24 protein-coding genes and 1 tRNA gene are annotated in these 25,909 nt (G+C 61.0%); 5 read left to right on the top strand and 20 right to left on the bottom strand.

Annotated features, from left to right (window positions below):
* Positions 1 to 69: 69 nt before the first annotated feature.
* The 4 genes from BB347_RS04290 to BB347_RS04275 all read right to left on the bottom strand — a co-directional run bounded on the left by BB347_RS04290 (position 70) and on the right by BB347_RS04275 (position 3,310).
* Positions 70 to 837 (bottom strand): enoyl-CoA hydratase/isomerase family protein, encoded by a 768-nt coding sequence (locus BB347_RS04290; RefSeq protein ID WP_076578060.1) that lies wholly within the window; start codon positions 835 to 837, stop codon positions 70 to 72.
* A gap of 228 nt (positions 838 to 1,065) precedes the next feature.
* Entirely contained in the window at positions 1,066 to 1,734 is a 669-nt protein-coding gene (locus BB347_RS04285) for a helix-turn-helix domain-containing protein (RefSeq protein ID WP_076578062.1), read from the bottom strand.
* A 468-nt stretch (positions 1,735 to 2,202) separates the two neighbouring features.
* Entirely contained in the window at positions 2,203 to 2,526 is a 324-nt protein-coding gene (locus BB347_RS19220) for a HalOD1 output domain-containing protein (RefSeq protein WP_076578065.1), read from the bottom strand.
* A gap of 118 nt (positions 2,527 to 2,644) precedes the next feature.
* Complete coding sequence (locus BB347_RS04275) at positions 2,645 to 3,310, bottom strand: MBL fold metallo-hydrolase (RefSeq protein ID WP_076580111.1); 666 nt, start codon at positions 3,308 to 3,310, stop codon at positions 2,645 to 2,647.
* A gap of 392 nt (positions 3,311 to 3,702) precedes the next feature.
* On the opposite strand from BB347_RS04275, the gene BB347_RS04270 reads away from it, so the two are divergent.
* Entirely contained in the window at positions 3,703 to 5,196 is a 1,494-nt protein-coding gene (locus BB347_RS04270; RefSeq protein ID WP_076578068.1) for a hypothetical protein, read from the top strand.
* 344 nt (positions 5,197 to 5,540) lie between these two features.
* Here BB347_RS04270 and BB347_RS04265 read toward each other — a convergent pair.
* Positions 5,541 to 5,614 (bottom strand) — tRNA-Lys (locus BB347_RS04265).
* 172 nt (positions 5,615 to 5,786) lie between these two features.
* Here BB347_RS04265 and BB347_RS04260 point away from each other — a divergent pair.
* Positions 5,787 to 7,235, top strand: coding sequence for a DHH family phosphoesterase (locus BB347_RS04260; protein WP_076578071.1), 1,449 nt, complete (start codon positions 5,787 to 5,789; stop codon positions 7,233 to 7,235).
* Between the two features lie 535 nt (positions 7,236 to 7,770).
* On the opposite strand, the gene BB347_RS04255 is transcribed toward BB347_RS04260, so the two are convergent.
* The 10 genes from BB347_RS04255 to BB347_RS04210 form a co-directional block, all read right to left on the bottom strand.
* Positions 7,771 to 8,064, bottom strand: coding sequence for a PRC-barrel domain-containing protein (locus tag BB347_RS04255; protein ID WP_076578074.1), 294 nt, complete (start codon positions 8,062 to 8,064; stop codon positions 7,771 to 7,773).
* 130 nt (positions 8,065 to 8,194) lie between these two features.
* Positions 8,195 to 9,433: a phosphotransacetylase family protein gene (locus BB347_RS04250; protein WP_076578077.1), complete on the bottom strand. Its 1,239-nt coding sequence runs from the start codon at positions 9,431 to 9,433 to the stop codon at positions 8,195 to 8,197.
* A complete protein-coding gene (locus BB347_RS04245) occupies positions 9,430 to 11,541 on the bottom strand; it encodes an acetate--CoA ligase family protein (protein WP_076578080.1) in 2,112 nt (703 codons plus the stop codon). Before BB347_RS04245 ends, BB347_RS04250 begins: the two co-directional genes overlap by 4 nt.
* Before the next feature lie 115 nt (positions 11,542 to 11,656).
* Positions 11,657 to 12,667 carry a metal ABC transporter permease gene (locus tag BB347_RS04240; protein ID WP_076578083.1) on the bottom strand — a complete coding sequence of 337 codons (1,011 nt, stop codon included), beginning with the start codon at positions 12,665 to 12,667 and terminating at the stop codon, positions 11,657 to 11,659.
* Positions 12,667 to 13,407, bottom strand: coding sequence for a metal ABC transporter ATP-binding protein (locus BB347_RS04235; protein ID WP_076578086.1), 741 nt, complete (start codon positions 13,405 to 13,407; stop codon positions 12,667 to 12,669). The genes BB347_RS04240 and BB347_RS04235 overlap by 1 nt, the downstream gene beginning before the upstream one ends.
* 93 nt (positions 13,408 to 13,500) lie before the next feature.
* Positions 13,501 to 14,868 (bottom strand): metal ABC transporter solute-binding protein, Zn/Mn family, encoded by a 1,368-nt coding sequence (locus tag BB347_RS04230; protein ID WP_076578088.1) that lies wholly within the window; start codon positions 14,866 to 14,868, stop codon positions 13,501 to 13,503.
* Positions 14,869 to 15,039: 171 nt separating this feature from the next.
* Positions 15,040 to 15,717, bottom strand: a complete 678-nt coding sequence (locus tag BB347_RS04225) for a hypothetical protein (RefSeq protein ID WP_076578091.1) — start codon at positions 15,715 to 15,717, stop codon at positions 15,040 to 15,042.
* Positions 15,718 to 15,853: 136 nt separating this feature from the next.
* A complete protein-coding gene (locus tag BB347_RS04220) occupies positions 15,854 to 16,276 on the bottom strand; it encodes a hypothetical protein (protein WP_076578093.1) in 423 nt (140 codons plus the stop codon).
* A 72-nt stretch (positions 16,277 to 16,348) separates the two neighbouring features.
* Positions 16,349 to 17,530 (bottom strand): YhjD/YihY/BrkB family envelope integrity protein, encoded by a 1,182-nt coding sequence (locus tag BB347_RS04215; protein ID WP_076578095.1) that lies wholly within the window; start codon positions 17,528 to 17,530, stop codon positions 16,349 to 16,351.
* 111 nt (positions 17,531 to 17,641) lie between these two features.
* Positions 17,642 to 19,111, bottom strand: a complete 1,470-nt coding sequence (locus BB347_RS04210) for an aldehyde dehydrogenase family protein (RefSeq protein WP_076578096.1) — start codon at positions 19,109 to 19,111, stop codon at positions 17,642 to 17,644.
* A 208-nt stretch (positions 19,112 to 19,319) separates the two neighbouring features.
* On the opposite strand from BB347_RS04210, the gene dpsA reads away from it, so the two are divergent.
* The gene (dpsA, locus tag BB347_RS04205; protein ID WP_076578098.1) at positions 19,320 to 19,865 is read left to right on the top strand and encodes a DNA starvation/stationary phase protection protein DpsA; all 546 of its coding nucleotides are present in this window, start codon (positions 19,320 to 19,322) and stop codon (positions 19,863 to 19,865) included.
* A 150-nt stretch (positions 19,866 to 20,015) separates the two neighbouring features.
* Here dpsA and BB347_RS04200 read toward each other — a convergent pair whose 3' ends face one another.
* Together BB347_RS04200 and BB347_RS19215 are read right to left on the bottom strand one after the other, a co-directional pair.
* Positions 20,016 to 20,408 carry a hypothetical protein gene (locus BB347_RS04200; RefSeq protein WP_076578100.1) on the bottom strand — a complete coding sequence of 131 codons (393 nt, stop codon included), beginning with the start codon at positions 20,406 to 20,408 and terminating at the stop codon, positions 20,016 to 20,018.
* A 129-nt stretch (positions 20,409 to 20,537) separates the two neighbouring features.
* The gene (locus BB347_RS19215; RefSeq protein ID WP_168170927.1) at positions 20,538 to 20,702 is read right to left on the bottom strand and encodes a hypothetical protein; all 165 of its coding nucleotides are present in this window, start codon (positions 20,700 to 20,702) and stop codon (positions 20,538 to 20,540) included.
* A gap of 136 nt (positions 20,703 to 20,838) precedes the next feature.
* Here BB347_RS19215 and BB347_RS04195 point away from each other — a divergent pair, with 136 nt between their 5' ends.
* Positions 20,839 to 21,351, top strand: a complete 513-nt coding sequence (locus BB347_RS04195; RefSeq protein ID WP_076578102.1) for a macro domain-containing protein — start codon at positions 20,839 to 20,841, stop codon at positions 21,349 to 21,351.
* A 95-nt stretch (positions 21,352 to 21,446) separates the two neighbouring features.
* Here BB347_RS04195 and purM read toward each other — a convergent pair whose 3' ends face one another.
* The 3 genes from purM to BB347_RS04180 form a co-directional block, all read right to left on the bottom strand.
* Positions 21,447 to 22,445, bottom strand: a complete 999-nt coding sequence (purM, locus tag BB347_RS04190) for a phosphoribosylformylglycinamidine cyclo-ligase (RefSeq protein ID WP_076578104.1) — start codon at positions 22,443 to 22,445, stop codon at positions 21,447 to 21,449.
* A 123-nt stretch (positions 22,446 to 22,568) separates the two neighbouring features.
* The gene (locus BB347_RS04185; RefSeq protein WP_076578106.1) at positions 22,569 to 23,210 is read right to left on the bottom strand and encodes a zinc metalloprotease; all 642 of its coding nucleotides are present in this window, start codon (positions 23,208 to 23,210) and stop codon (positions 22,569 to 22,571) included.
* 17 nt (positions 23,211 to 23,227) lie between these two features.
* Complete coding sequence (locus BB347_RS04180) at positions 23,228 to 24,994, bottom strand: TraB/GumN family protein (protein ID WP_076578108.1); 1,767 nt, start codon at positions 24,992 to 24,994, stop codon at positions 23,228 to 23,230.
* A gap of 350 nt (positions 24,995 to 25,344) precedes the next feature.
* Here BB347_RS04180 and BB347_RS04175 point away from each other — a divergent pair, with 350 nt between their 5' ends.
* A complete protein-coding gene (locus BB347_RS04175) occupies positions 25,345 to 25,791 on the top strand; it encodes an acyl-CoA thioesterase (RefSeq protein ID WP_076578110.1) in 447 nt (148 codons plus the stop codon).
* Positions 25,792 to 25,909: the final 118 nt, after the last annotated feature.

Below are 25,909 nucleotides of genomic sequence, written 5' to 3'. Positions count from 1 at the left end.
GGAAGTTGGTGGTGCTTGCGGTGGCTTGCGATTCGAGTATTAACGGAGTAGTCCGTAAGTAACAGCGCCTTAGGTGTCGAATTCTGGCTCCCGGTTTTCGAGGAACGCCGTGACCCCCTCCTCGTGGGCGTCCGACGTCCGGGCCTGTACCTGCAGTTGATTCTCGTAATCGAGAGCTTCCGACCAGTGACGCGTCATGTTCTCGTGCATCGCCTGTTTCATCATGCCGACGATGGCCGTCGGTGCCTTTCGAAGCCGAGCGACGTCTTGCTCGACGCGCTCGTTGAGTTCGTCGGCTGGAACGGCCTCGTTGATCAACTCGAGGTCGGCCGCCCGTTCGGCGTCGAAAAACTCGCCGGTGAACGCGAGTTTCTTCGCGGCCCGAAGACCGACGATGTGGGGCAGCATGAACGTGGCGCCGGTGTCAGGAATGAGTCCAACGCGGACGAACGCACACGAGAACGTCGCGTCCTCGCTCGCGTAGGCGATGTCTGCGAGGGCGACGAGTGCCAGTCCCGCACCGATTGCATCGCCGTTAACTTTCGCGAGTATCGGGACGTTCGACTCGAGCATTGCCTCAACGACGCGGCCGAAGGTGTCGGAGACCGACTCGTACGCGTCTCGCGCCGTGTCCGGAAAGTCAGAGAGCGACTCGAGGTCGCCGCCGGCACTGAACGCGTCACCTTCTCCCGTGAGGACGATTGCGTGACACTCGTCCGGAGACGTCTCCTCGATCGTCTCCGCGAGATTTACGGCGGTCTCTTTCGTCATCGCGTTGAGTGCCGCTGGTCGGTCGAAGAAAATTCGGCGGACTCCGTCGTCGCGTTCGACGTGCATAGGCAGGGTATGTCTGGCACGGAACATAACGGTACCCGTTCGGTCTCGGATACGGATCGTCAACCGGAATACGAACGATCGAAATTCGTTCGTGGGGTCGGCTCCCGTCGCGACTCGAGCGACGGGATCTACCTTCGCTGCGCCGCGAAAACATCGAGTGAAGCCGGCATCGATAGCCGGTGATTGGTCGTCGTTTGGGTAATCAGGTGGTCAGCGCAATCGGTTCGATCAGTCCGATGGCATCGGCGGGGCGACGGTTTCGTCCTCGGAGACGTTGAGTTCCGAGGTAACGAGTGCGCGGTAGGCCCGGCGGAGTCGCTCCGAGAGGGCCTGGTGTGAGATGCCGAGTTCCTCCGAGAGCTCCTGCATCGAGACCTCACGCGGAATTTCGAAGTAGCCGTGGTCGATCGCCGCCACGAGCGTTTCGTACTGTCGCGCCGTGAGTCCACACTGCGTGTGCGTCTCCTCTGCGAGGTCGAACAGGCGAACGATCGTCGGCGTGATCTCCGCCTCGTCGAGTCTGTCGTAGAGCGAACTGACGCTCTCCCGGTCGGCAAATCGAATGCTCAACAGCCACGTGCCACTCGAGGCCGACGCGCTCAGGACCGTTCCCTGCTCCTCGAGGATCAACTCGAAGACGTCGGTCGTAGCGTTGTTGAACTGGATATCGTACAGCCACCGACCGTCATCGTCGGAAATGAGTGTGTACGCTTCGATGCCTGACGCTTCCGTCAGGGCGTCCTCGATTGCTTCCTGTGAAGGCCCCGAGAGCCAGAGTCCGTGGCCGCTCGAAGCGATTACCCGTTCCATCTCGCAGGTGAGCGATGGAATTGCGTCGAACAATTCACCTGTTCCAGTCCCGTCTGCCGAAATCTCGATGTCTGCGATCGATGTCATAATTCTCAATCAAGGATACAACGAGGAGTCGGATAACCCCGTTTCCAAAGAGATTAGAGGCGATGACGGTGAATTACACTCTCCGTGAAGGGTTACGATAGGGAGTCATTTACATCGGACTATCAGTATACGTTCATCGGTCTGAACTAACCACTGCTGTCCGTAGTCGGATGGACCGGAAGTGAAGTTGAGTGGAACGCAGGTGCTGTTGAGTGGACGTAGCTACCGTTCACACGGCGTGCGTCTCGTATTCGTCACTTGTGCAATAGAACGGGCAGACCGACTCGAGTGCAAGTTCCTGTCACAGGTTGAACACCAATATATTGACTATCGAGACAATCATCGTATCGAATACGGTCTGTGAGGCGCTCGTTCGCCACTATCTCGTCTCTTCAGAGAGCGTGTACGATGTCGCGGTATGGAGGGCTTGCACCCGGCAAGAAAGCGAGCGAACCACTCGAGAGAGCCCTAGTTTTTCTCGCTGAAATGCGAGTTTGCTCGATCAGGATCACGAATACAGATGCAGTCCTCGCTGGTGACAACGACGGTATGGTCGTCGGTTGTAAACGTGACACTGACGTTCGAATTAGTTTCTCTCGAATGGGTGAGTAAATCACCTACCGACTCCGTTTCGACGTCGTCATAGAGCGAATCGAGTTGTGACACGGGTACGTTTTTGCTTCGAGCCAGTCCTCGCAGAATCATGTGTGTCACAGATTCACCGTCCTCGCGAACGGTCCGGATCTCTACGCAGTCGTCGTGTAGTCGAGGGCGGTCATCGTGGGAGACCATACACAAATTCGCGATTGTCTTTCAAAGAGACTTGTTCCAAAATGCGTAGGGCAGTGACCGTCTCAGTCACTGGTAATTCGTTTCGTTGTGCGCTCAGGAATCGTGTCTCAATCTTTCTTCAAAACAACTCGACGCGAATGTCGTCGTCCTCGAGTTCAGCAGCGAAGGCCTCGGCATCCGTCTCGATCGGTTCGAACGTATCGTAGTGTTCGGGCAAGACGAGCTCCGGGTCAACGCTGCGAGCGAAGTCCGCCGCTTCGTGTCGGTCCATGGTGAAGTGCCCACCAATCGGCGGAATGAAAACCGCCGCAGTGATCGACTCGTGGTGCTCGAGGAAGTCCGTATCCGACGGACAGAAGACGGAGGTCCCATCGAGGTCGACGAGTATTCCGATCACTTCGCCTTCGGCGTGGAACGGATTTCCGTCGTCGTCGACGTGTTCCCCATCCGGGTCGTTGTACGCGGGCACCGTCTGGACGGTAACGCCGTCGACCGTCGTCTCGCCGTCCGCTGGCAAGTCGACGACATCGCGCTCGAGGTCGCTCGTGTCGACCGCCTCGTAAACGGCGACCGTCCCATCCGGTTTCGCTACGGCGTCGATCCCCGCCGGATCGTAGTGATCGAAGTCGTCGTGCGTGACGAAGACGATATCGCCGTCTCCCGGTTCAGACTCGAGGACCTCCTCCCAGGGGTCGATGTAGATAACCGTTCCATCGTCCGTCTCGAGTCGCTTGCTCGCGTGGCCGATCCGTTCGAACGTAATTCCCTCGTATGTGATGGACATCGTCACGCGGACCATACGACGGGTTTTGACTTATACTCCCGGCAGCCAGTAACGCGCTCGGGTGAATCGATCCACGCCGTTGCTCGAATGTCCTCGGGAGCGACCTCGAGCGGCGGAATGCGTCCGATAGTACCATTCCATGAAAGTCTCTCAAACGGTTCTTTCGTTCGAGCGCAACTGTTGTTTCCGTCTCGGCGGGTCCAGCCCCTCGGTTGAGTCGTTTCCAACGGTCCGGGCAAGAACTGCTTGCGTTGCGTTTCATAGAATTACGTTCGCTTTGTCCTGACTTTCAGTATTTTGGTCGCGACTTTGATGGCGTTTGAAATCTGTGTCTGGACTGGTATTATTTTACTTGGGATATACGTAATAACCGTTAACGGTGAGGACTGGCCGTGTCTCTAAACGATTCACGGAAACGAAGCATTGATCGACGGTCGTACATAAAGGGTTGCCTCGTTGGGCTTGGGACGCTCACGGTCGCCGGGACGTCAAGCGCCACGGCACTCGAGGACCAATACGAGACAGTCGTCGACGTCGTCGAAGCCGGCGCGGACCCCGAGGGGAACGAGTCCATCACGCCTGTATTACGAGAGCACGTTGGCGACGATACTCTTCTCGAGTTCCCGGAGGGGCGATACTACATGGACGAACAACTGCGCCTCACTAACTTCGAGAACGTCGGCTTCAGCGGCCACGGTGCGACCTTGGTCCCGGCTTCTTATTACGAGTTCGACGGACCACAGTATCGCCTCTTCCGACTTGGTACTCACGAGGATCCGGGACGAAACCTCCTCTTCGAGGGCTTCGACGTCGACCAAACCGCAGAGGATACGGGCATTCGCGTAATCAGTGCTGAGGTCGAGGACGGGCTCTCCGTCCGAAATGTTACCGTCGAAGGTCGCCACGACAGCGGCACCTGGGGACCAGGACTGTTCAACATTACCGACCCGGACGGCGAGGGTCACGTCTACTGCTTCTTCGCAGACGACGGCGCGGATCACATCGACGAGACGCCAAACGCCGGGAACATGTGGCGCGGAGCGACCGGCTTTGCCGTCGACCAACACCACCGCGGTTCGCTCATCTTCGAGAACTGCCGACTGGGTGACTACCCGGACAACGGACTCTACGCCTCGAACGAAACCGGCCGAATCGGTGTCGACGGTGGCACCTACCAGAACAGCGGCACCGCATCGATCCGTCTCAGCGGATCGACCGGCCGGGTCGAGGGCGCAACCGTCGTCGTCGACGAAAACTCACACGACTCCGCCGGTCAACACGCAATCCGACTCGACGACGGCGAACACGAACTCGAGGACATCACCGTCGACGTGCCCGAACCGAACGGCGACGCGATTCGAATCATGGACCCCGTCGACAGCGCCTCGATCACGAATTCGGAAATCACCGTCGGCGACGAGCCAAACGCCGCCGTCCGAATCGATCCGTCGGCCGGCGCGACGACTATCGACGATGTCGACATCGACATCAACGGCAGCGCCAACGCCGTCCGAATCCTCGGCTCCGATGCCGGCGCCGTCGAACTCGAGGACGTCCACATCACGGGCGACGCGAGCGGCGCTCGAAACCGAGAAGCGATCTTCTGCGAACGAAACGGCTGTGAGTTCGTCGGCCTCGAGGTCGAGCAACTCGGGCCGGACAACCGACGCGGGATCGACCTCCGCGGATCCGACACGATCATCACCGACAGCGAGTTCGAGACGACCGACACCGCGATCACCCTCAACGACGCAGACGGCGTCACGCTCGAGGACACAACCGCAACTGTCGATGTCGACGGCTACTCGCTTCGCATTCTCGACAGCACTGGCACCGTCTCCCGGACGAACAACGATCTCCCCGACGGCGTCCGAGACGACCGATAACTGTCTCGCCGCCCCCTGAACAGGTCCCCCTGACGTTTCTCGAGTGCCTGGTACGAAATTAGTAGACGGCGTGGCTCGAGTGGCGATACCCTGGCCGGGCGCGATTATGAACTACGCCGAGACATTCCGGGTCGCTCGCTACGCTCGCTTCCCGGGCTGTGACTCGTCTACTTCAAACCGCGGGGCCGTTTTGCCACTCGCGAGTTTGCTCGTGGCAAAAGCGGGCCGGGCGCGATTTGAACACACGGTCGGACGTGCTCGCTCCGCTGCGCGCGACCTCCCTGCATTCAAATCGCTTCCGTCCGGTTCACTCTCTGGTTCGCTGCGCTCACCAGTTCGTTGCACGGGCCGGGCGCGATTTGAACACGCGACCGTCTGATTAAGAGTCAGACGCTCTGCCGAACTGAGCTACCGGCCCTGTACCCGCGACTTTTCTGCGACGAGTGAAATACGTTTCCCTTAGAACTCGTCGTGACAGGGACGAACACACACTACTCCGCACCTTTCGGCGCTGTTCGTCACTGATCGAGCACTTCATCGGGTAACAATCTTCGGGAGCGTTAAGTGTGGTCGGTCCCACCACACGTTCAATGAGTACGGGGGTTACCATCTCGTCGATTTCTGACTATGCGATCTTGGGATGTGGGAGCGTCGGCTACGCCGTCGCAGAAGAACTCGTCGAGCAGGGAAAGGACGTCCTGATCATCGACCGTGACGAAAGCCGCGTCGAGTCCCTCCGCGATCAGGACCTCGACGCTCGCACGGCAGACATCAGCGAACCCGAAACCGCAGACTTCGTCACCGACCGCGACGTCGTCCTCATCCTCGCCTCCGACGTCGAATCTAACAAACAGGCCGTCGAACACATCCGCGCCGTCGACGATACCCAGTTCGTCGTCGCACGCGCGAGCGATCCCGTCTCCGGCGACGAACTCGAGGAAGCCGGTGCCGACATCGTCATCAACCCGTCGTCGGTGATCGCCGAATCCGCCCTCCGCGCCCTCGAGTCGGGGGAACTCGAGTACAACGCGGGGAAACTCGCCCAGCTGGTCGAGACGACCGACGAGCGCTTGGCAATCGTCACGCAGGACAGCCCCGACCCGGATTCGATCGCGAGCGCGGCCGCGTTGCAGGCGATTGCGTCCCACCTCGGCGTCGAATCGGATATCATCTATCTGGGTGACGTTGGCCACCAGGAGAATCGCGCGTTCGTCAACCTCCTCGGGATTGATCTGGTGCAGTGGGACGAAATCGGCGATCACGCCATTTACGATACGGCAGCCATGGTGGATCACGCGACGTCCGCAGAGATGGACCTCGACGTCGACATTGTCGTCGACCACCACGAACCCGAAGTGGAGTACGAACCCGAATTCGTCGACATCCGACCGAACATGTCCTCCACGTCGACGATAATGACGAAGTACATACAGGAGTTCGACATGAACGTCTCCGAGGAGGTCGCCACCGCGTTACTGTACGGTATCCGCGCGGAGACGCTCGATTTCAAACGCGACACTACCCCCGCGGATCTCACCGCCGCCGCGTATCTCTACCCCTTCGCCAACCACGACACCTTAGAACAAGTCGAGTCGCCGTCGATGTCCCCCGAAACGCTCGACGTGCTTGCCGAGGCGATCACCAACCGAGACGTCCAGGGTAGTCACCTCGTCTCGAACGCCGGACTCGTCCGCGACCGCGAGGCGCTCACCCAGGCCGCGAGTCACCTGCTGGATCTCGAGGGCGTCACCACGACTGCCGTCTTCGGCATCGCGGACGAGACCATCTTCCTCGCGGGTCGCTCGAAGGACATCCGAATCAACATCGGCAAGGTACTCGAGGACGCCTACGGCGAGATGGGCGAGACGGCGGGCCACTCGACGCAGGCCAGCGCCGAAATCCCGCTGGGGATTTTCACCGGCATCCAGATTTCAGAGGAGACGCGTGACACGCTGCTTGACCTCACCGAAGAGGCCGTCAAACGGACGCTCTTCGACGCGATGGGCGTCGACGGCAGCGAAGGATCGAACGGAAACTGAGGTGCATTCCGTGGACCTTCTCGGCTCAAACCATTGCAGTTCAGCGACAGAATTTCAATAAGCAGGCCCACGATCGCGATCATACTGATCGCTCCGAGTAACACGTGATACGCTTCAGGATGTTCGTCAAAAATATCTCTGGCAGTTTCTGAACTCCACTGCACTGCCGAGACTATTGCGACCAAAAAGAAGCTTGCAACGAGCACATGGTTGACAGTGAAACTCACGAGGGAGAGTATACCCAACGTTATTCCAGAAACTAGTGTTGCGAATTCGACTACGCTTTTTCGATCCATGCCAACAATGAACTATACAATCTCTCTCGCGCATATATTGGTTTCATCATAACATAGGTTAAAATATTAGCGAGGAACGGTACCGTCGTAATCTTCACAGATAGCTGCGAGATTGCAATCAGATAGACAAAGACTGTCACTACCTGCGAGACACGAAACACATCCAGGAAGCAGAAATAATCAATAGTGCAGAAGCTACGTAAGAGGCACACGACAGTCTATGGTGGTGGACTACTACGTTAGGCGACGACTTCTTGCTCTTCCTCGTCGGGCTGTTTGACGCGCTCGACGACATCGTTGATCAGGATGACGTCTCCGACGGCACGGACCCAGCGGTAGGGAACGATGACGCCTTGCGTTCCGCGAGCGGTGTCGGTGAACAGTTCGGTGTTGAGCTGGCCCAGAGCGAGTCCGGTGACGGCTTCGCCGTCGACGTTCAAACGAAGATCCTCGACTTCGCCGACGAAAACGCCGTTGTTCGAGTATACCTCGCGACCGACGAGAGAGGTAATTTCTTGGGGAGTGTCGTCCATGACTTGGCTCATGCGTGGCGGACTCTTAATTGTTGGTCAGACGCATTCACGACGACCGAGAGGAGACACCAGTCCTCGGTGAAACGAAACACGAACGCACGCCGAGCGCGATTCCTGCGTTTCTCACGAGTCACGCGCCCGAGGTGCCCTCGAGGATCGATTCGACGTCGACGTGATCGGAGAGCAAGTCCTCCATTCGATCGACGGTCGATTCGTCGCGCGTGCGGCCGCTGCGAACGATGCTCTCGGCGCGTTCGGCCGTCGTGAGCGTGTCGGTCTGGACGGAGAGGATCGAGAGCCCCTGTTGTGCAGCCTCGCCGATGATGGTCTTCGACGGGCGGTGGCCACCGGTGAGGATCAAGCACGTGACGCCGGGTGCCTCGAGTGCTGCGGTGTGGATGCCGGCGCGGTCACCGCCGGTGATGACGGCGGCGTCTTTCGTTCGCCGGAAGTATCGAAGCGCGCTGTCTGCACCCATCGCGCCGACGCTGAAGCGCTCGATGTAGCTGTCTTCGCCCTCGACGAGTACCGTCGCGCCGAGTTCCGAAGCCAGTTCGTCGACCGAAACTCCCGAGAGCACCTGTATGCGGGGCATGATCCCGAAGACCGGAATTCCGCGGCTCTCGAGGAACGGGACCACGGTCGACTCGAGCGTGTCGTGGGCGGCGTTCTCGACGTTGTTGAAGACGACGCCCGCGAGTCGATCTCCGAAGGCGTCTGCTGCGGCCAGTACGTCGTCGACGTCGCCGGGGATCGAGTACGGCGCGACGAGGACGACGCGTGCGTCGAAGAGATCCGCAACGTCGGGATCGGTGAGGTCGACGATCCCGCCGACGGTGTACTCGCCGCCGCCCTCGACGAACAGTCGATCACACCCATCGGAGACGGTCTCGAACGCCGCCTCGACTCGCTCGTGAATTTCGTCGGGGTCCTCTCGGCCCCGAAGCGTTTGTTCGATGAACGTCGGCGAGTAGACGACGGGCTCTAAGTCGTGGAGTTCCGCCTCGAGCCCCAGGATATCTCGTGCGAGTAGCGGGTCGGCGTCCAGCGTCTTCCCGACGTTACTCTCGAGACGGGTTCCCTTCGGCTTCATGTAGCCGACGCGTGCACCGCCATCTCGCGCGATGCCCGCGAGTGCGATGGTGATCGCGGTCTTTCCGATCCCCGATTCGATCGAACTGACGAGAATCGTCTCCATTTCCCGCTCGCGCACCTCGTGAGCGGTCTCGTCATCTTCGCTCTCACTCGCCGCTTCTCTCGCGTCGCGATCGCCGGTTTCGGGCTGTTCGGCTCCAGTCCGCTCGCTCTCGGTCGAGTTTCGATCGTTCGCTGTTGTCGATGTGTCTGTCTCGGTGTCTGTGTCAGTCATGGCTCGTCTCCCTCGAGTCGGTCTGTGTCGACGGTGAGGCTGAGATCGATCGCCTGTACACCCTCCGGAGCGACGACCAGCGGGTTGACGTCGAGTTCGAGTATCGACGGAAAGTCGACGACTAGCTGGGATAGCCGTTGGATCGTCTCGGTGATGGCGTCGATATGTGCGGGTTCACGTCCGCGAGCGCCGCGCAACAACGGCGACGCCTGAATCTCGTCGATCATGTCGCGGGCCTCCGACTCGCCGATCGGTGCGACGCGAACCGCCGTGTCCTCGAGCGTTTCGACGAAGATACCGCCGAGGCCGAACACGACGAGCGGCCCGAACTGCGGGTCGCGGTTCATTCCGACGATTGTCTCGGTACTGTCTTCCATCTCGACGAGTTCCTGAATCTGGACGCCGAGAATCGTCGCGTCGGGCTGGTACGTACGCACGCGAGCGACGATATCCTCGTACGCACTGGCCACCTCGTCGTCCGAGACGCCGACTCGAACCCCGCCGATGTCGGATTTGTGGGACACGTCGGGACTCACGATCTTCATCACGACGTCGCCCTCGATGGCCCTCGCGACCTCGGACGCCCGATCAGGGTCCGATACCACTTCGCTCGCCGGCGTCGGTATGCCGTAGGCCTCGAGCAACTCCATCGACTCGACGCCGACGCGATTGTCGCTGTATCGCTCGGCGCGCGAGAGTACTTTTTGTGCGCGCTCGCGGTCGACGTCGAACGTCGTCGGCTCGTCGATCGTTCGCTCGCGAATCTCTCGGTATCGGGTCAGCGCCTCGAGTCCGGCCACCGCTCGAGTCGGGTCGAAAAAGTTCGGCACGCCGAACCCGCGGAGGACCTGCTCTGCGGCCCGCGCGCGCTCGCCGCCCATCAGACACGCCACGATCGGCTTGCCGTAATCTTCGTGCTTCTCGATGATCGTCTCGGCGAGTCTGTCGTATCCCAGAACTGCCGTCGGTGCACTGACGACGATCGCCGCACCGACGGCGTCGTCCTCGAGGACGGTCTCGAGCGCGTCGCCGAATCGGTCCGCGTTGGCGTCGCCGATCACGTCGACCGGGTTGTACCGGGTCGCTTCCTCCGGTAAGACGTCCGCCAGTCGGTCCGTCGTCTGTGCGCTCAGCGAGGCCATCTCGAGTCGCGAGTCGCCGACGGCGTCGGTCGCGAGCACGCCCGGTCCACCGGCGTTCGTCACGACGGCGACGCCGTCGGTGTCGGGTTCCGGCAGGCCAGAAAGCGCTCGAGCGAAGTCGAATAGCTCCTGGACGGAGTGCGCCCGGATCACGCCGGCTTGCTCGAGGCCGGTTTCGTAGGCTCGTTCGCTGCCGGCGATCGCGCCGGTGTGCGAGGAGGCGGCCTGCGCACCGGCGTCCGTTCGGCCGGCTTTGACGAGCACGATCGGCGTGTCTTCCGTCACTTCACGCGCAGTCTCGAGGAACGCAGTGCCGTCGTCGATTCCCTCGAGGTAGCCGATAATGACGTCTGTCCCCGGGTCGTCGCCCCACTCTCGGAGGAAGTCCGTTTCGTCGAGGTCGGCTTTGTTCCCGAGGGAGACGACGTGATGGAAGCCGATTCGTTGCTCGTCGGCCCACTCGAGGACGGCCGTGACGAACGCGCCGGATTGGCTCAGAAACGAAATAGACCCCTCGCGCGGCGAGTCGGGGCCGAAGGTGGCGTTCAGGCCGTTGGCCGTCGACATGACGCCGAGGCTGTTCGGCCCGACGATCTCGAGACCGTAGCGCTCGGCGCGTTCGCACAGGCGCTGTTCGCGCGTCGCCCCCTCCTCGCCCGACTCGGCGAACCCGGCCGTCACGACGACCACCGCGCGGGTGTCGGTCTCACCGAGATCATCGAGTACTTCGAGGACGATGTCGGGTGGAACGACGAGCACCGCGAGATCGATCGCCGGCGCTGCCGTGACGGTGGAATAGCACTCGAGTCCGAGCACCTGCTCGCGCGAGGGGTTGACGGGTACGATCTCACCGTCGTAGGTCTCCTGCAGGTTCTCGAGGATCGCCCGCCCAACCGACCCCTCGCGGTCGGTCGCCCCGACGACACCAACGGATTCCGGATCGAAGAGCGCAGACAGCCGGCCCATCACACGGTCTCTCAACTCGCGGCGAAGTAAAGCTGTACCCTGACACACGCGTGTGCCAGACTCGAGGCGAGAGAAAACGGCTGACAGATAATCGCTACAGCTGACACGCACGCAATCAGTGCATCGACAGCGCCGCAGAACGACTCGAGGCGGCGATCGCGAGGAGGTAGACCACGATCGCGACGACGACGATGGAGCCACCCGGCGGGAGACTCTGGTGGACCGAGAGTCCGTAGCCCACGATGACGGAAATCTGGCCGAACAGGACCGAGAGGACGAGCGTTTCCCGGAAGCTGTTCGCGAGCTGTGAGGCGGCCGCAACCGGAACGACGAGCATCGCGGCGACGAGGATGACGCCGAGAATCTGCATCGCGCCGACGACGACTACGGCGGTCATCACGATCAAGAGCGTGTTGTAGCCGGTGACGTTGAGGCGAGCGACGCGTGCGGCTTGCTCGTCGAACGTGATGAACAACAGCTGTTTGTACGTGATCGCGATCACGCCGAGGACGGCGATCGTCTGGACCACGACGAGTTGAGCGCCTTCCGTCGGAACCGCTGCCGCGCTGCCAAAGAGGTAGTCCTCGATGCTGACACCCGAGAGTCCCTGCCCGTAGCTGATGATGATCGTCCCGACGGCGAAGCTCCCGGTGAGCATGATCGCGATGGGCACGTCGCCGTAGGTGTTCGTCCGTTCGGCCAGCCACTGGACGCCCAGCGCGCCGAGGATACCGACGACGAGCGCCGCGGTGAGCAGGCTGCCGTCCCAGTCCGTCGTCGTACTGAACAACAGTCCGATAGCGACGCCGGCGAACGCCGTGTGAGCGAGCGTTTCGCCGATCAGGGCCATCTCTCTGTGGACGAGGTACGTTCCGACGACCGGCGCGATGATGCCGATGAGGACCGTCGTCGCCATCGAGCGCCACATGAAGCCGTGGCTGAAGACGTTCGTCCCGAGGTAGTAGTCCATCCACCGGCCGGTGGTGATAAACTGCCCGTAGAGGAACTCCCCGACAGCGAGCGAACGGAGGGACTCGACGGTGACGAATCCGATCATCACGACGGCCAACACGGCCGTCAAGGCGAGACCCGCGAACTCGACGGAACGGCGAATACTCGGTCCCATCAATGGTGGTGATGAACGACCTGCCCGGTCGAGCCGTAGGCCGCTGCTAAGGCGTCACTTTCGACGAACGATTCCGTGTCTCCGTGGTGGTACAGTTCCTGATTGATACAGGCGATATGATCCGCACGGTCCGTGACGACGCCGATATCGTGTTCGATCAGGACGATCGTAATTCCCGAGTCGTTGAGCGAATCGAGCAGTTGGTAGAACTCGTCTCGAGACTCGGCGTCGACGCCGACGGTCGGTTCGTCCAGTGCGAGCAGATCCGCCTCGGAGGCGAGCGCCCGGGCGATGTAGGCTCGCTGGCGTTGGCCGCCCGAGAGCTGGTTGACGCGTCGAGTCTCGAGGTCGGAGATGTCGACCGTCTCGAGTGCGTCGTCGACGATTTTTTCGTCGGCGTCGGAAAGTCGACCGAAGCCGGCGTGGGCGAATCGACCCATCGTCACGGCTTCGCGGACGGTGACGGGCATCGTTCCGCCGCGACTGGTCGCCTGTTGGGAGACGTAGCCGATTCGCTCGCCGGCTTCGAACTCGTCGACCGGGTCGCCGAAGAGTTCGATCGAACCGCTATCTGGGCTGTGCAGACCCAACATCAGGTGAAGTAGCGTCGTCTTCCCGGAGCCGTTCGGGCCGATGAGTCCCAAAAAGTCGCCTTCGTCGATCGTCAACGAGACGTCCCGAACGGCGACGCTCTCGCCGTACGCGAACGACACGTTCTGGATATCGACGACTGCACTCACGGTGAATTCACTTGGTGTTCGGGCACGGAGTGGTTTATCTCTTCTACTTTGGCTCGACAGATCGGTACGAATATTGTGCCGATCATGCCCAAATCAGTCGGCACCGAATGCGGCCTGAAGCGCCGGAATGTTGACTTCCTCCATCTGCTCGACCCAGCCGTATCCGTCGTCTTCCCACTCCTCGGTCGTGCCTTCGAGTGGCGAGAGCCGCGCGGTATCCTCGGCGTCGGTCTCGGCGAGCGCCTCGTCGATGACGTTGCTCATGTCGTCGAACGGATCGTAGAGGATCGTGTCGATGTCGTTCTCTTCGATGATCTCGATCGTATCGCTGATATCGTTGGGAGAGACGTTGTCGTCGGGTGAGATGCCGACCGGCGTGTGCAACTCGATATCGTAGCGAGCCTCGAGGTACTGGAAGGCGTCGTGGCCGGCGAGGACGGCGATGTCCCGGTCAGCATCTTCGAAGAGACCCTGAAGCTGTTCGTGAACGTCGTCGATCCGGTCGATGTACGCTGCGGCGTTTTCCTCGTAAACGTCTTCGTTGTCGGGGTCGGCCTCGATGAGGCCGTCTCTGATCGTCCCGACGATGTCACGGACCAGAACCGGATCGACCCAGACGTGAGGGTCGTACATCTCCGGAACGTCGCTATCTTCGACCTCGTCGACGACCTCGAGTCGCGCGTTGTCGTTGCTCGTGTCGAAGACGACCTCGTCGTCCGCGACGAGTTCGAAGACGACCCGCGACATGTCTTCCTCGAGACCGCTGAAGATAACGTGATCTCCTTGGGAGTCGATTTCGACGGTCTCGCCCTCGCTGTCGTCGGCGGTCGTCGCCTCGAGTTGGAAGAGTTCGTTCGAACCGATGGGGAGGATTCGACCCTCGCTGTCCTCGACGACGGCTTCGACCTCGAGCGTCTCGCCGACGGCGACGTCGGGGAGGCCGCCGTGCCAGTGGTCGTTGTGCCACCACGCGAGTTCCTCCCCGCTCCGGCGCTCGAATAGCTCGAATCCGACCACCGAAACCGATTCGGGGTCGTCGTCGAAGTTGTCGGGTTCCTGATCGGCTGCCGTGTCGCTGTCCATCTCGAGGAACTGATCTTCGAGTCCGTCCATGGCGTCGATCAGGGTCAGGTGGTCGTAGTCCCGTTCGAAGTCGACGACGTACTCTTCGACCCAGCCGAACTCGTCGGTCTCGAAGTAGACGAAGACGTCCGAATCGGCGATATCGCGTTGCAGATCGCTCGAGGGCTCGTACCCGTGACCCATATCCCCCGTGGGAACGGCGTTTTCGAACTCGAGTTCGTCGCCGCCGATTTCGGATGCCATGTCCCAGAGGGCGAAAAACGAGGCGTACCCACCGTCGGCCTCGCCGCTTACGGGATCGCTGAGACAGCCGGCGAGCGTGCCGAGTGCGAGTGCGCCAGCCCCTGCCTGGAGCACCGATCGACGTGTGCGTTCCATACCGAATGGTGCCAGCGGGTGAATAAAAACGTTATTATTCCTCCCTGTACTATTAATAACAGCTGCTACTGTGAACCTGTGCATTAGTAACACAGAGACGTCTCGGGTTTCGACGGAAGTCGGTGCGGCAGAAGGCACCTGCCCGAAACGCGCTCTGTCGACCGCTCTCAGTTAGTGGTCGTCATCGTGGCCGTCGTCATGGCCGTGGCCGTCATCATCGTGATCGTTGTCGTCGTCATGGTCGTGGCCGTCATCATCGTGATCGTTGTCGTCGTCATGGTCGTGGTCGTCGTCCTCGTCGACGTACTCTTGGTCCCCGTCACCGACTTCGACCTCGAGCGGGTGTTCGTCGTCGCCGGGAGTTTCGTACACGACCTCGTCGTCCTCGACGAGTTGGAAGACGACGTCCGCGAACCCTTCTTCCTCCCCTTCGACGTGGATGTGGTCGCCGTGTGATTCGAGCGAAACGGTGTCGTCCCCATCGCCGACGAGTTCGCCCTCGAGGTCGAGACCCGCTTCCTCGAGGTCGATTTCTTCCCCGTCTTCGTCTTCGATGCGCGCACCGAGAGAGACGTTGTCTCCCTCCGGAACCACGAGCGGTCCGTGGTCCCAGTGGTCGCCGTGGACGTACGCGATGACGTCCTCGTCGTGATCGCGGTCGAGCAACTGGAACTCTTCGACCTCGAGGTCGGAGCCGTTATCGTCGCTTCCGTTGTCTCCATCGTCATCGCCGTCGTCACCATCATCGCCGTCATCGTCGCCCAGGCAGCCGGCGAGGCCGAGGAGTGCGAGCGAACCGGACGATGCGAGCAGTGTGCGACGAGACGTCGAACGTTGATTCGTGGTCATGTTAGTTCTCGACGCAGAGTTACGACTGATTAGTAATGAGTGTAACGGTATTAATAACGAGGAACAATTGCGGAGTGGTGAATAGCAGCGTCTGATTCGGGGGATCGAATCTCCCTACGAAAACGAGTTCGCGGGCCTACTCGAGTGACACGTGAACGCGAACGCCGTCTTGCCGGCGGTACGCCGGTGGCTGGCGCGGATCACAATTGCGGACGACTTCGAACGCATCGAATCGAATGACCAATCGGCCCGGGTCGATCGTCGCGCGGAGTATCGGGCCACAACTCGTGACGACCACGTACGGTGGGGCGGCGACCGGCTGTGCCCGAAGCTCACATCCGATTGCCTCCACGACATCGACGAGGACTCGAGGGAGGTACTCGAGCACGCCGGCCATCTCGAGACCCTCGTGGAGACCGTCGACGACCGCGTTGCGATCCGTCGTTCGCGCGGTATCCCACGGCTCCGCGATCCGTGTTGCGACGCGGTCGACTCCCTCCACGACCGCGGCGTGTTCCGCCTGAATTCGCTGGCGAGCGCTTCGAACCGGATACGACACGGATCCGAATGCGACCGGGATGTACTAATGTGTCTCGACTCCGACCGACTGCACAAATCCATCCTCTGAGCCTCACTCGCGGCCACGATCGACCGACCCGACGTTGATCGTCCGCACGTGTCGAGTCACCGTCCGAAGCGCGCGTTGCCAACCGGAGCGCGTTTCGTCCCGCTCGCGTTCCTCGAGCGCTCGTTGCAGACGGTCGTTGGTCGCTTCGAGCTCCCGGTTCGTGGATTCGAGCGCTCGCACGCGATCCTCGAGACGGTATCGTCGTTTTCGCTGGGCGTCCCGATCGAGTCGGAGTTGGTTTCGCTCGCGCTCGAGCGCGTTCGCACGATCGCGAAGGTGGTCGTACTCGTACTCACTCGCCGTCTCGGCTCCGAGTGGCGCTCTTCCCGTCGCTGCGATCGAGCCCTCGAGTGGCTCCCTCGAGTCGTCCGCACCCTGTTCGGTTTCGTCGCTCCCCGGCTCGAGGTAGCCCGTTCCGATCGCGTTGACGACGGCTCCGGAGAGCAAGATCAGGCCGCCGAAGTACAGCCACGTCAGCAACAGTAAAATTGCACCGACTGCTCCCGCTCCCTCCGACTCGGCGGCGAAGGCGACGTACACGCGAAAGAGCGATTGGAGGGCCATCCAGCCGACGGCTGCGACCAGCACGCCGGGGATCACTTCACGCTTGGTCACGTCGACGTCCGGGAAGTAGTAGTACATCGGGTAGAACGCGCCCGTAAGGACGACGACGAGCAACAGCGACTGCAAGAGTCCAAGTCCGGGAATATCGGGCAGGAACGCGAACACGATTCCGGCGGCGGTTGCGGCGATGAGCGCGCCACCGATCGCACCGAAGACCAACAGCGCATCACGGATCTGGTCGAGGAACGAACTCTCCGCGGTCGAGTCGTAAATCTCCGAAAACGCCGTATCGAGCCCCCTGAATATCTTCAGCGACCCCCATAGGAGGACGACCACGCCGATGACGGTCGATCCCGCGGTGGCTGGCGAGTCCTCGAGCGACTCTTCGATGAGCAACTGGCCGCTTTCGGGGAGTGCTCCCTCCGTCGTCTCGGTGACCTGCGCCGCGAACTGTTCGTCTCCGGCGAGCGTGACGAAGAAGAAAACGAGCACGAGCAACGGAATGAGTGAGATGAACGCCTGGTAAGCGATACCTGCAGCCATGAACGGAACGTTCTTCTCTTGAATACCCTCGACGACCGTTTTGGCGAAATTGAGACCGTCACGAAGATCGCTCGACATGAGCTACCAATCGGCCTGAATACCGATAGCAGGTCGGCTTGCATCCACCACGAGGGAAGCGGTGAGAAAAACGAGCGGGGGAACGGCCCCCTCGAGTCGCCGGAATCGCCGTTAGAGGACGATACTCTTCTTTCGCATCATCTCGTGGATCGAGGCGTCGAGGCCCTCCCGGCCGATGCCCGAGTCCTTGTTCCCGCCGAAGGGAATGTCGCCGAGTCCGTGGCTCGGTGGGCCGTTGATGCGAACGGCACCCGCATCCACTCGATCTGCAACGGACATCGCTCTCGAGTGGTCGCTCGTGAAGACGGACGCGTCCAGTGCGAGGTCGGAGCCGTTCGCGATCTCGAGCGCCTCGTCCTCGTCTTCGAACGTGGTGATCGCTGCGACGGGACCGAACTGCTCTTCGTCGACGATTCTGGCGTCGTGGGGAACGTTCGCGAGCAGCGTCGGCTCGAAGAACTGCTCGCCGAGTTCCTCCGGCACGCCCTCGGGAGCGCGACGGCTGCCGCCGCGAATCAGATCCGCCCCCTTCTCGACGGCGTCGTCGACCAGTGTTTCGACCCAGTCGGCTTGTTCCTCGCTGATGAGGGGGCCGAAAGCCGTGTCCTCGTCGAAGAGGTCACCCGCCTGCCAGGCGTCCATCTGGCCCTCGATGAGATCAGCGAGGTCGTCGTGGATCGACTCGTGGGCGATCACGCGCGAGATAGCCGAGCAGCGCTGGCCGGCGTACTTGAACGATCCTTTAGCGCAGCTTCCTGCGACGTCCGCGAGGTCCGCGTCCTCGAAGACGATAGCCGGCGCGTTACCCCCGAGTTCCATGTGGAGGTTGACCATCCCGCTCTCGCGGGCGATGTGGTTCCCGGCGCTCGAGGAGCCGGTCATGGCAATTGCGTTGATGCGGTCGTCGCCCGCGAGTACGTCACCGATTTCGCTGGCCTCGCCGGGGACGAAGTTGAACGCACCGTCTGGAATGCCGTCGACGTCGGCGATCACGGCCGCGAGGATCGCCGCGGAGATAGGCGTCTTGCTCGCCGGTTTGAGGACGACGCTGTTGCCGGCCGCGAGCGCGGGTGCGACCTGGAGCGCCGTCGTCGCCAGCGGGTAGTTGTAGGGCGTGATGCACAACACCGAGCCGATCGGTTCGTGTTTCACGATGGCCTGCCAGCCCTCGTGGCCCTCGGTCGAGCCCTCGCGATACTCGCCCTTGCTGACGATATTGCGGGCCTCTTCCGCGGCTCGATCGAACCGAGTTGCGGCCTGCTCGACCTCGCCGCGAGCAGAGGAAATCGGCTTCCCAGCTTCGCGGACGATGACCTCCGTCAGTTCCTCCTCGCGCTCACGAATGCCAGCGGCGATTTCCTCGCACCACTGGGCGCGTTCGACGACCGTCGTCTCTCGAAGCTCGGGCTTGATTTCGTGGGCTGCCTCGAGTGCCGCCTCGGCAACGGCTCGGTCGGCAGCGGCGACCTGCGCGAAGGTGCCGCCATCGGCGAGATCCGAAACCGAAATGGTGTTTTCGGACTCGAGCCACTCTCCGGCGACGTAACTCTGCTCTCGTCGCTGTGCGATTCTCGTTGCCATACGAGCACGTACGTCGGCCACACAGAAAATGTTTACTCATTCTCGAAAAAATAACATTGGTGGACCAACGACCAGTCCGTCCGGTGGCACACAACACGGGTAATACAAGAAAGTTAGCCGCATGAGCTAACGAAAGTTTTTGCCTCCCAAAAAATTATTTCGTCATGGGAAGGCTTTAAGTGGGATGCGAGCGTATCGTATAGATACGATGAGCACCCAAAAGACCGTCCGCCAACGTGCAGACGCCGTCGAGGAGAACGAACTCCGTCTCGAGCAAGAAAAGGCCGAGCAGATCGTCGAGGCGCTCAACACGGAGCTCGCGAACTCCTACGTGTTGTACCACCAGCTCAAAAAGCACCACTGGGTCGTCGAGGGTGCCGAGTTCCTCCCGCTCCACGAGTTCCTCGAGGAGGCCTACGAACACGTCGAGGAGGGCGCTGACGTCATCGCCGAGCGCACACAGGCCCTCGGTGGCGTCCCGGTCTCCGGCCCGACGAACCAAGAACAGCGAGCGACCGTCGAGTTCGAGGGCGAGGACGTCTACGACGTCCGAACGATGTTCCAGAACGACCTCGAGATGTACGGCGACATCATCGAGTCGATGCGCGACAGCATCGAACTCGCGGAGAACCTCGGCGACTACGCCACCGCCGAGATTCTGCGTGAGATTCTCGTGACGCTCGAAGACGACGGCCACCACTTCGAACACTACCTCGAGGACGACACCCTCGTCCTCGAAGAAGCGACGAAGTAACAGACAACGACGGCGCTGTCGAGCGGGTATTTTTCGAGCGATCGTTCGTAGTTTCTTCGATCTAACGATTTTCGACCGTCGAGTACGTTCCTCGAGTGGTGATACAGGGCTCGAGCAATATGCTGGAACGTGAGAGCGACTCGGCGCGACTCAGCGACGATAGTAGATAATTCCGCCGAGCGCTCCGACCGCGAGCAGCCCAAAGAGCGGCCGGATCGGATCGACGTACGTCGCTAACCACGACGAACTGAAGAGGGCGACGAGAATCGCGTTGCAGTGAGGACAGGCGACGGCGAGGAAGCCCCCGAGTGCACCGCCGTACGCACAGCTATCGCTACCACAATCAGGCTGTATCGTTCGCTGAGATACGTACGCACCGACGAGGAGGGACGTGAGAACGAGAAACGCGTAATCGAGGGGTGTCCGAGGGACCATCCGCTCGAAGAGCGGCGTCTGTACGACTCCGGTGACGACGCCGGTGAACAGAAAAAACGCGAGCGCGGCGAGGACGCCCTTCAGGAGTGACTCTCGAGTCGGATTCACAGTGAGACAATCCACGTTAGCAGCGCAAAATCCCTCTGATTCTTGTCCGTTTCGGCACAGATAGATTCACGGCTCGAGCGGCCACACCATCTCTGGTCGTGGAGGGCCGACAGTGCTATGGCAATAGCGCTATCGCTCGAGCGTGACGGCGAGGTTGGTCGCGATCCAACCGTCGGTGTTTCCGCGTTCGGTCAACACGAGTTTGCCGGGGCGCGTCTCGTGCGCGCTCACGATCGCCGCCGGCACCTCGTGGGCGTCGGAATCGACTGTCTCCCTTCGGGCGGGTACGTCCATCAGGAGAAGTTAGGTGGGCCTAAATCTAAAAACGTTTTGGTCGAGCCGCTCACTCGAGCGCGTATCACCCATTGTGACTGTTTCAGCTGCTTCAACGTGCTGTCCATTCACAGTCCCCCAGGACGTACGCACGCGTATGGAGTACGAGATCGTTCAGGGTGATATCGCCGCACAGTCAGCCGACGCGCTCGTCAACGCCGCTGGCACCAGCCTCGAGATGGGGTCGGGTGTCGCTGGTGCGCTTCGCGCCGAAGCGGGCGACGAACTCGATCGAGAAGCCACTGCGAAGGGGCCGGTAGACCTCGGTGGGGTTGCAGTGACCGACGCCTACGACCTCGAGGCCGACTACGTAATTCACGCCGCGGCGATGCCCCACTACGGCGACGGACGAGCGACGGAGGCGAGCATCCGCGACGCGACGCAAAATACCTTGGAAACCGCGGACGACCTCGAGTGTGAGTCGCTCGTCTTGCCCGCACTCGGCTGTGGCGTCGCCGGATTCGACCTCGAAGAGGGCGCGAAGATCATCGGCGAAACGATCGGTTCCTACGCGCCGGAGACGCTCGAGGACGTTCGGCTCATCGCCTACAGTCACGAGGAGTACGAGACGATTCGAGGGGCGACGGGCGAGACGGGGTCGACAGCGTAACTCGTTGTGTCGGCCGTCGACGGATTCACGTTCGATTTTCGTCCGAGCGTCCGTTCAAATACGCTGTGCTGGTCACTGGGTCCGACCTCGAGTCACTACTCGAGCGAGAGGCCGCGAATCTCGACTTCTGAACCCGATTCGACGCGACCGATGATGCGACCGTCGGTTTCGGCGACTATGTCCTCAGCACGGTCTTCGGGGACGGCGACGACGAAGCCAGTTCCCATGTTAAACGTGCGGTGCATCTCCTCGTCGCTCACGTTGCCTTCCTGCTGGACGAACTCGAAGATCGGCTGGGCCGGGAACGGATCGTCGACGACGTACTTTCGCTCGCCCATCCGAAGCAGGTTGGTCCAGCCACCACCCGTGATGTGGGCCGCTGCGCGAACGTCGTGAGCGTGCATCGCCTCGAGCAGGTCCGTGTAGATCCGCGTCGGGCGGAGAAGTTCCTCGCCGATCGAACGACCGTCGCCGGCGTGGGGAAACGGATCGGTGTACTCGTGCTCCCGGGTGACGGCCTCGCGAGCGAGGGTCAGGCCGTTCGAGTGGATGCCGTCCGAGGCGAAACCGACGAGAACGTCGCCGACCTCGGCCTCGCCCTCGAGCACGTCGTCTTTCGCGGCGAGGCCGACGCAGGTCCCCGCGAGATCGAATCCGGAGACGACTTCGGGCATGACGGCCGTCTCTCCGCCGAGCAGGGTCATGCCCGACTCCTCGAGCCCCACTGCGAGTCCCTCGCCAATCTCGTTCGTCAGGACGTCGTCGGGTTCGTCGATCGCGAGGTAGTCGACGAAGGCAACGGGTTCGACGCCCGCGGCCACGAGGTCGTTGACGTTCATCGCGATGCAGTCGATTCCGATCGTCGAGAAGTCCGCAATCGCTTCGGCGACGAGGAGTTTCGTGCCGACGCCGTCGGTCGCCAGCGCGAGGTATCGGTCCCCGATGTCGAGTAGGCCCGCGTACTCGGTCATCAGATCGCTGCCGAAGGCCTCGAGCAAGGCCGCCGTCGCGTCCTCGCTGGCGTCGATGTCGACGCCCGTCTCGGCGTACGTAAGCCGGTCCTCCTCGCTCTCGTCGTCCGCTGGATCGGTCATGTCTGAACGACCTCTCGGGGTGAGCAAAAGACCACCGGTCCAGTGATGATCAAACCGTTTAGTAGCTTATTCAGAATGTAGTTGTGGGTGGTTTGGAGGCGCCGAATCCCCTCAGAAAACATTTTAACCGAACAAACCTATCTCGACGAGAGCAAGCAGTGCCAATGTCAAACTCGGAATAAAGACGAGTAAGCAGACTCCTTTATTCCAATTCCAGACCGACTTTCCATCGAGTGGGCCGAATGGGATCATGTTGAAAGCGGCGAGAAAGAGATTGATTGTTACACCCATTGCACCAATCGTCCGAAGCGGATCTGGGAAGATTAAGAGTGGGAGGAACATTAACGCAAGCAAGTGATTAGTGACCGGGCCTGCGAGTGCTACCATCGCATTTTCGCGTTTCGTAATCTGTCCACGGTGATAAACCGCACCGGGTGCAGCAAAGAGGAAACCGAGCAAGGCAATCATAATTGCTAGAAATAGCATTTGATAATCCGCGCGGAATTCTGCTATTTGACCATGTTCTATTGCGACAATTTTGTGTGCGAGTTCGTGTAACAAGAAGGCAACACCAACTGTAATAAAACTCAATCCAACCATTAGAACAAAATGTTGAATGTCTGCTTCTCCACTATGAACTGGCTCAATAAATAGTGCAAATGCGACCGAGAGCGTGACCCAGGCGAGTGCGAGGTCGAACAACTCCTTGCTGGAGAAGGTCAACTCCGGTTCGCGACGAGTTCGAGTGGGGGTGTTCGTATCCATGTACGTATCGCGTCAACTCACGTCAACAGGTTCCGAAGCAACTCGAGTGTGTTCTCTGCGCCGTTGAGTAGTTCGCCCATCAGCGCGTCGACGCCGCCGATTTCGGGTGCCAGCCACGGCAAGACGGCGACGGGGAACAGCAACGTCGCGATCATGCTCCCGATGTTGGTCAACGCGACGATCATGATGAGTCGGAACAGGGGCACGTCGAACATCTCCGAGAGAGCGTCCTCGAGTGGCCGTTCGGTGTCGCCGATGATGTTGTTGAGTCGCTGGATGTCGCCGACGTTGACCGGCCGGTGTTTGAGTTCGACGTAGCCCGCGAACCAACCGGGTGCCAAAAGCGGGTTGATGCTGGTGAGCCAGGCGACGGAGCCACCGACGCCGGCACTCGACCACCGGGCACCCGCGAGTCTGGCGAGCGTGAACGCGAAGAAGCCGTTGAACAGGAACCACGCGCCGAAGAGTTGCAACAGGAACGTGTCCTGGACGCCGGCCATGATGAGCAGGAAGAAGAACCCGATGAAGCCGAGCATGATCAGGTAGCCCAGAATCTTCAGCGGTGAGAACCGACGGCCAGACGCGGTGCCGGAGATCGACTCGAGTGTCGGGATCTCGGAGGGATTCTCGAGGTGTCGCTCGATACCGGCTTTGTGTCCGGCACCGACGACGGCGACGACGTCGTAGCCCTGCGCCTTGAGTTTCTGCAGATGATTCGCGATGTAGGCGTCGCGTTCGTCGATCAGGGCGTTCGCGCCGCGTGGACTGAACTGGCGGAACTCTTCCATCATCGCTCTGACGACGTCGCCGTCGGTCATCTCCTCGATGTCGACTTCCTCGATGTCTTCGACGTCACCGCTGAGCGCGTCGAGAATGATGCCGAGGAGTGCACCGACTGCAACGCCGATTCCGACTCCAGCGACGACGCCGACCGTGCCGCGGATCGCGTAGGTGCCGGTGCTCTCGAAGGCACCCGCCGAGAACGGACCGACGAACGTCTCGGTCGCGACGAGGGCGAGACAGCCGCCGATCCCGAGGATGACCCCGGCGAGGAGTCGGATCGTGAAGCCGTCGATCGCACCACTCGAGTCGCTCGAGCCGAGCGAGGGTAAGAAGAGCATTCCGAGGAGTGCGCCACCGACGCCGCCGCCGATCAGGGCACCAGCGTACTGGAGTGTGCCGGCGTCGGTGATGCCGAGCAATAGCATGTCTCCCAGCCCGAACAGCGGTGAGAGAAACGCAGCGAAGACGAAGCCGACGAAGAGACCGATGGCTGCACCGAATGCAAGTCCGATGGTCCGTGGGTTGGTGACGCCGAGAGCCAACCCGCCGATCATCTTTAGCTTCTCGACGATGGACAACCGTCGCCAGAAGCGCTGGATAGTGATCTGAATGTCCCGGTCGACGAGTGCGACGCCGCTTTCGTTGCGTTCGGCAGCCTCGATTGCCGCTCGCATATCCGACCCGGGTTCGATATCGAAGCGCTCGCCGAGTCGCGACTGGACGTACGAGAGCATCCAGTACGCCAGAAATTGAAAGACCGTATTGCCCGAGAGAAGATCCTTCGCCTCGATGTCGTCGGGTGTGCCGCCTTGCATCTGGCGGTAGCGACTCTCGTCGAGTTCGACGGCGACGACGTCTGGTTCTTCGCGATCGACCGTTTCGTGGACTTCGTCGACGCTCGCCTGTGAAACGTGTGCCGTCCCGAGAACGTGGACGGAGCCCTCTTCGTCCGCCGATGGCTCCGGGGGGTCCGGCACGTCGGCGTCGCCTACATCGCTCATTAGCGGGTCAACTCGGTGAGGACTTTTACCAGTATCGAACTCAGAAGAAATAATAAATTCGGTTCGTTTGCTGCTGTATGTATATACGAGGGGACGGCGACGACTCAGCGACGATCCCTCCACCCACGACCGATTTTCTCGAGGGGGCCAAGACGTTCTTTCCGTCACGTCTCCGGCCAGTTCCGTGTACAACAGTGATCTATTTACAGCCGACCGATCGTGGCCAGTTCGACCGCCGAATGCCCCCGATATCACCCAGCCGGTTCCAGGCCGGAATACACCGTTTCGAGCCGAGTTGCCGGCGGGCGTCGACGAGAAGAGTAATTCACGTTCCCGCACAAGGGCGAGCGATGACCGATCTCATGGAGACGCTCGTGGAGAATCGCGAAATGGTTCAACCCAACCACGCGAACATGCTCGAGACGGCCCACGGTGGGAACGTGATGAAGTGGATGGACGAAGTGGGTGCGATGTCCGCGATGCGATTTTCCGGAGAGAACTGCGTCACCGCTCGCGTCAACCGGATGAACTTCGAGCGACCGATCGCGGTCGGCGACACGGCGTTCATCACGGCCTACGTCTACGACGCCGGGACCTCGAGCGTGAAGGTTCGACTGGTAACCGAACGGGAGGACCTCCGGACGCGAGAGCGAGAGCAGACGACCGAATCCTACTTCGTCTACGTCGCCATCGACGAGGACAACGAGCCGACGTCCGTCCCGGAGTTGACGGTATCCAGTGAGGAGGGTGAACAGCGTCGAACGCTCGCGCTCGAGGGCGAGAACGGCGATTCCTGAGTGACTGACGGGAACGGCGTCTCCGATGGTCTCCGCGTGTCACTCGAATTGGATCGTCTCCCGGCGTGGATCGATTTTGATGCGGCCCCCGATCGGAATCGGCGTCGTCGGCCAGGTG

Source organism: Natronorubrum daqingense (genome assembly GCF_001971705.1).
In the GTDB taxonomy this organism is placed as follows: domain Archaea; phylum Halobacteriota; class Halobacteria; order Halobacteriales; family Natrialbaceae; genus Natronorubrum; species Natronorubrum daqingense.
The sequence above is the reverse complement of the archived record's forward strand: the minus strand, read 5'-3'. Positions and strand labels throughout refer to the sequence as shown.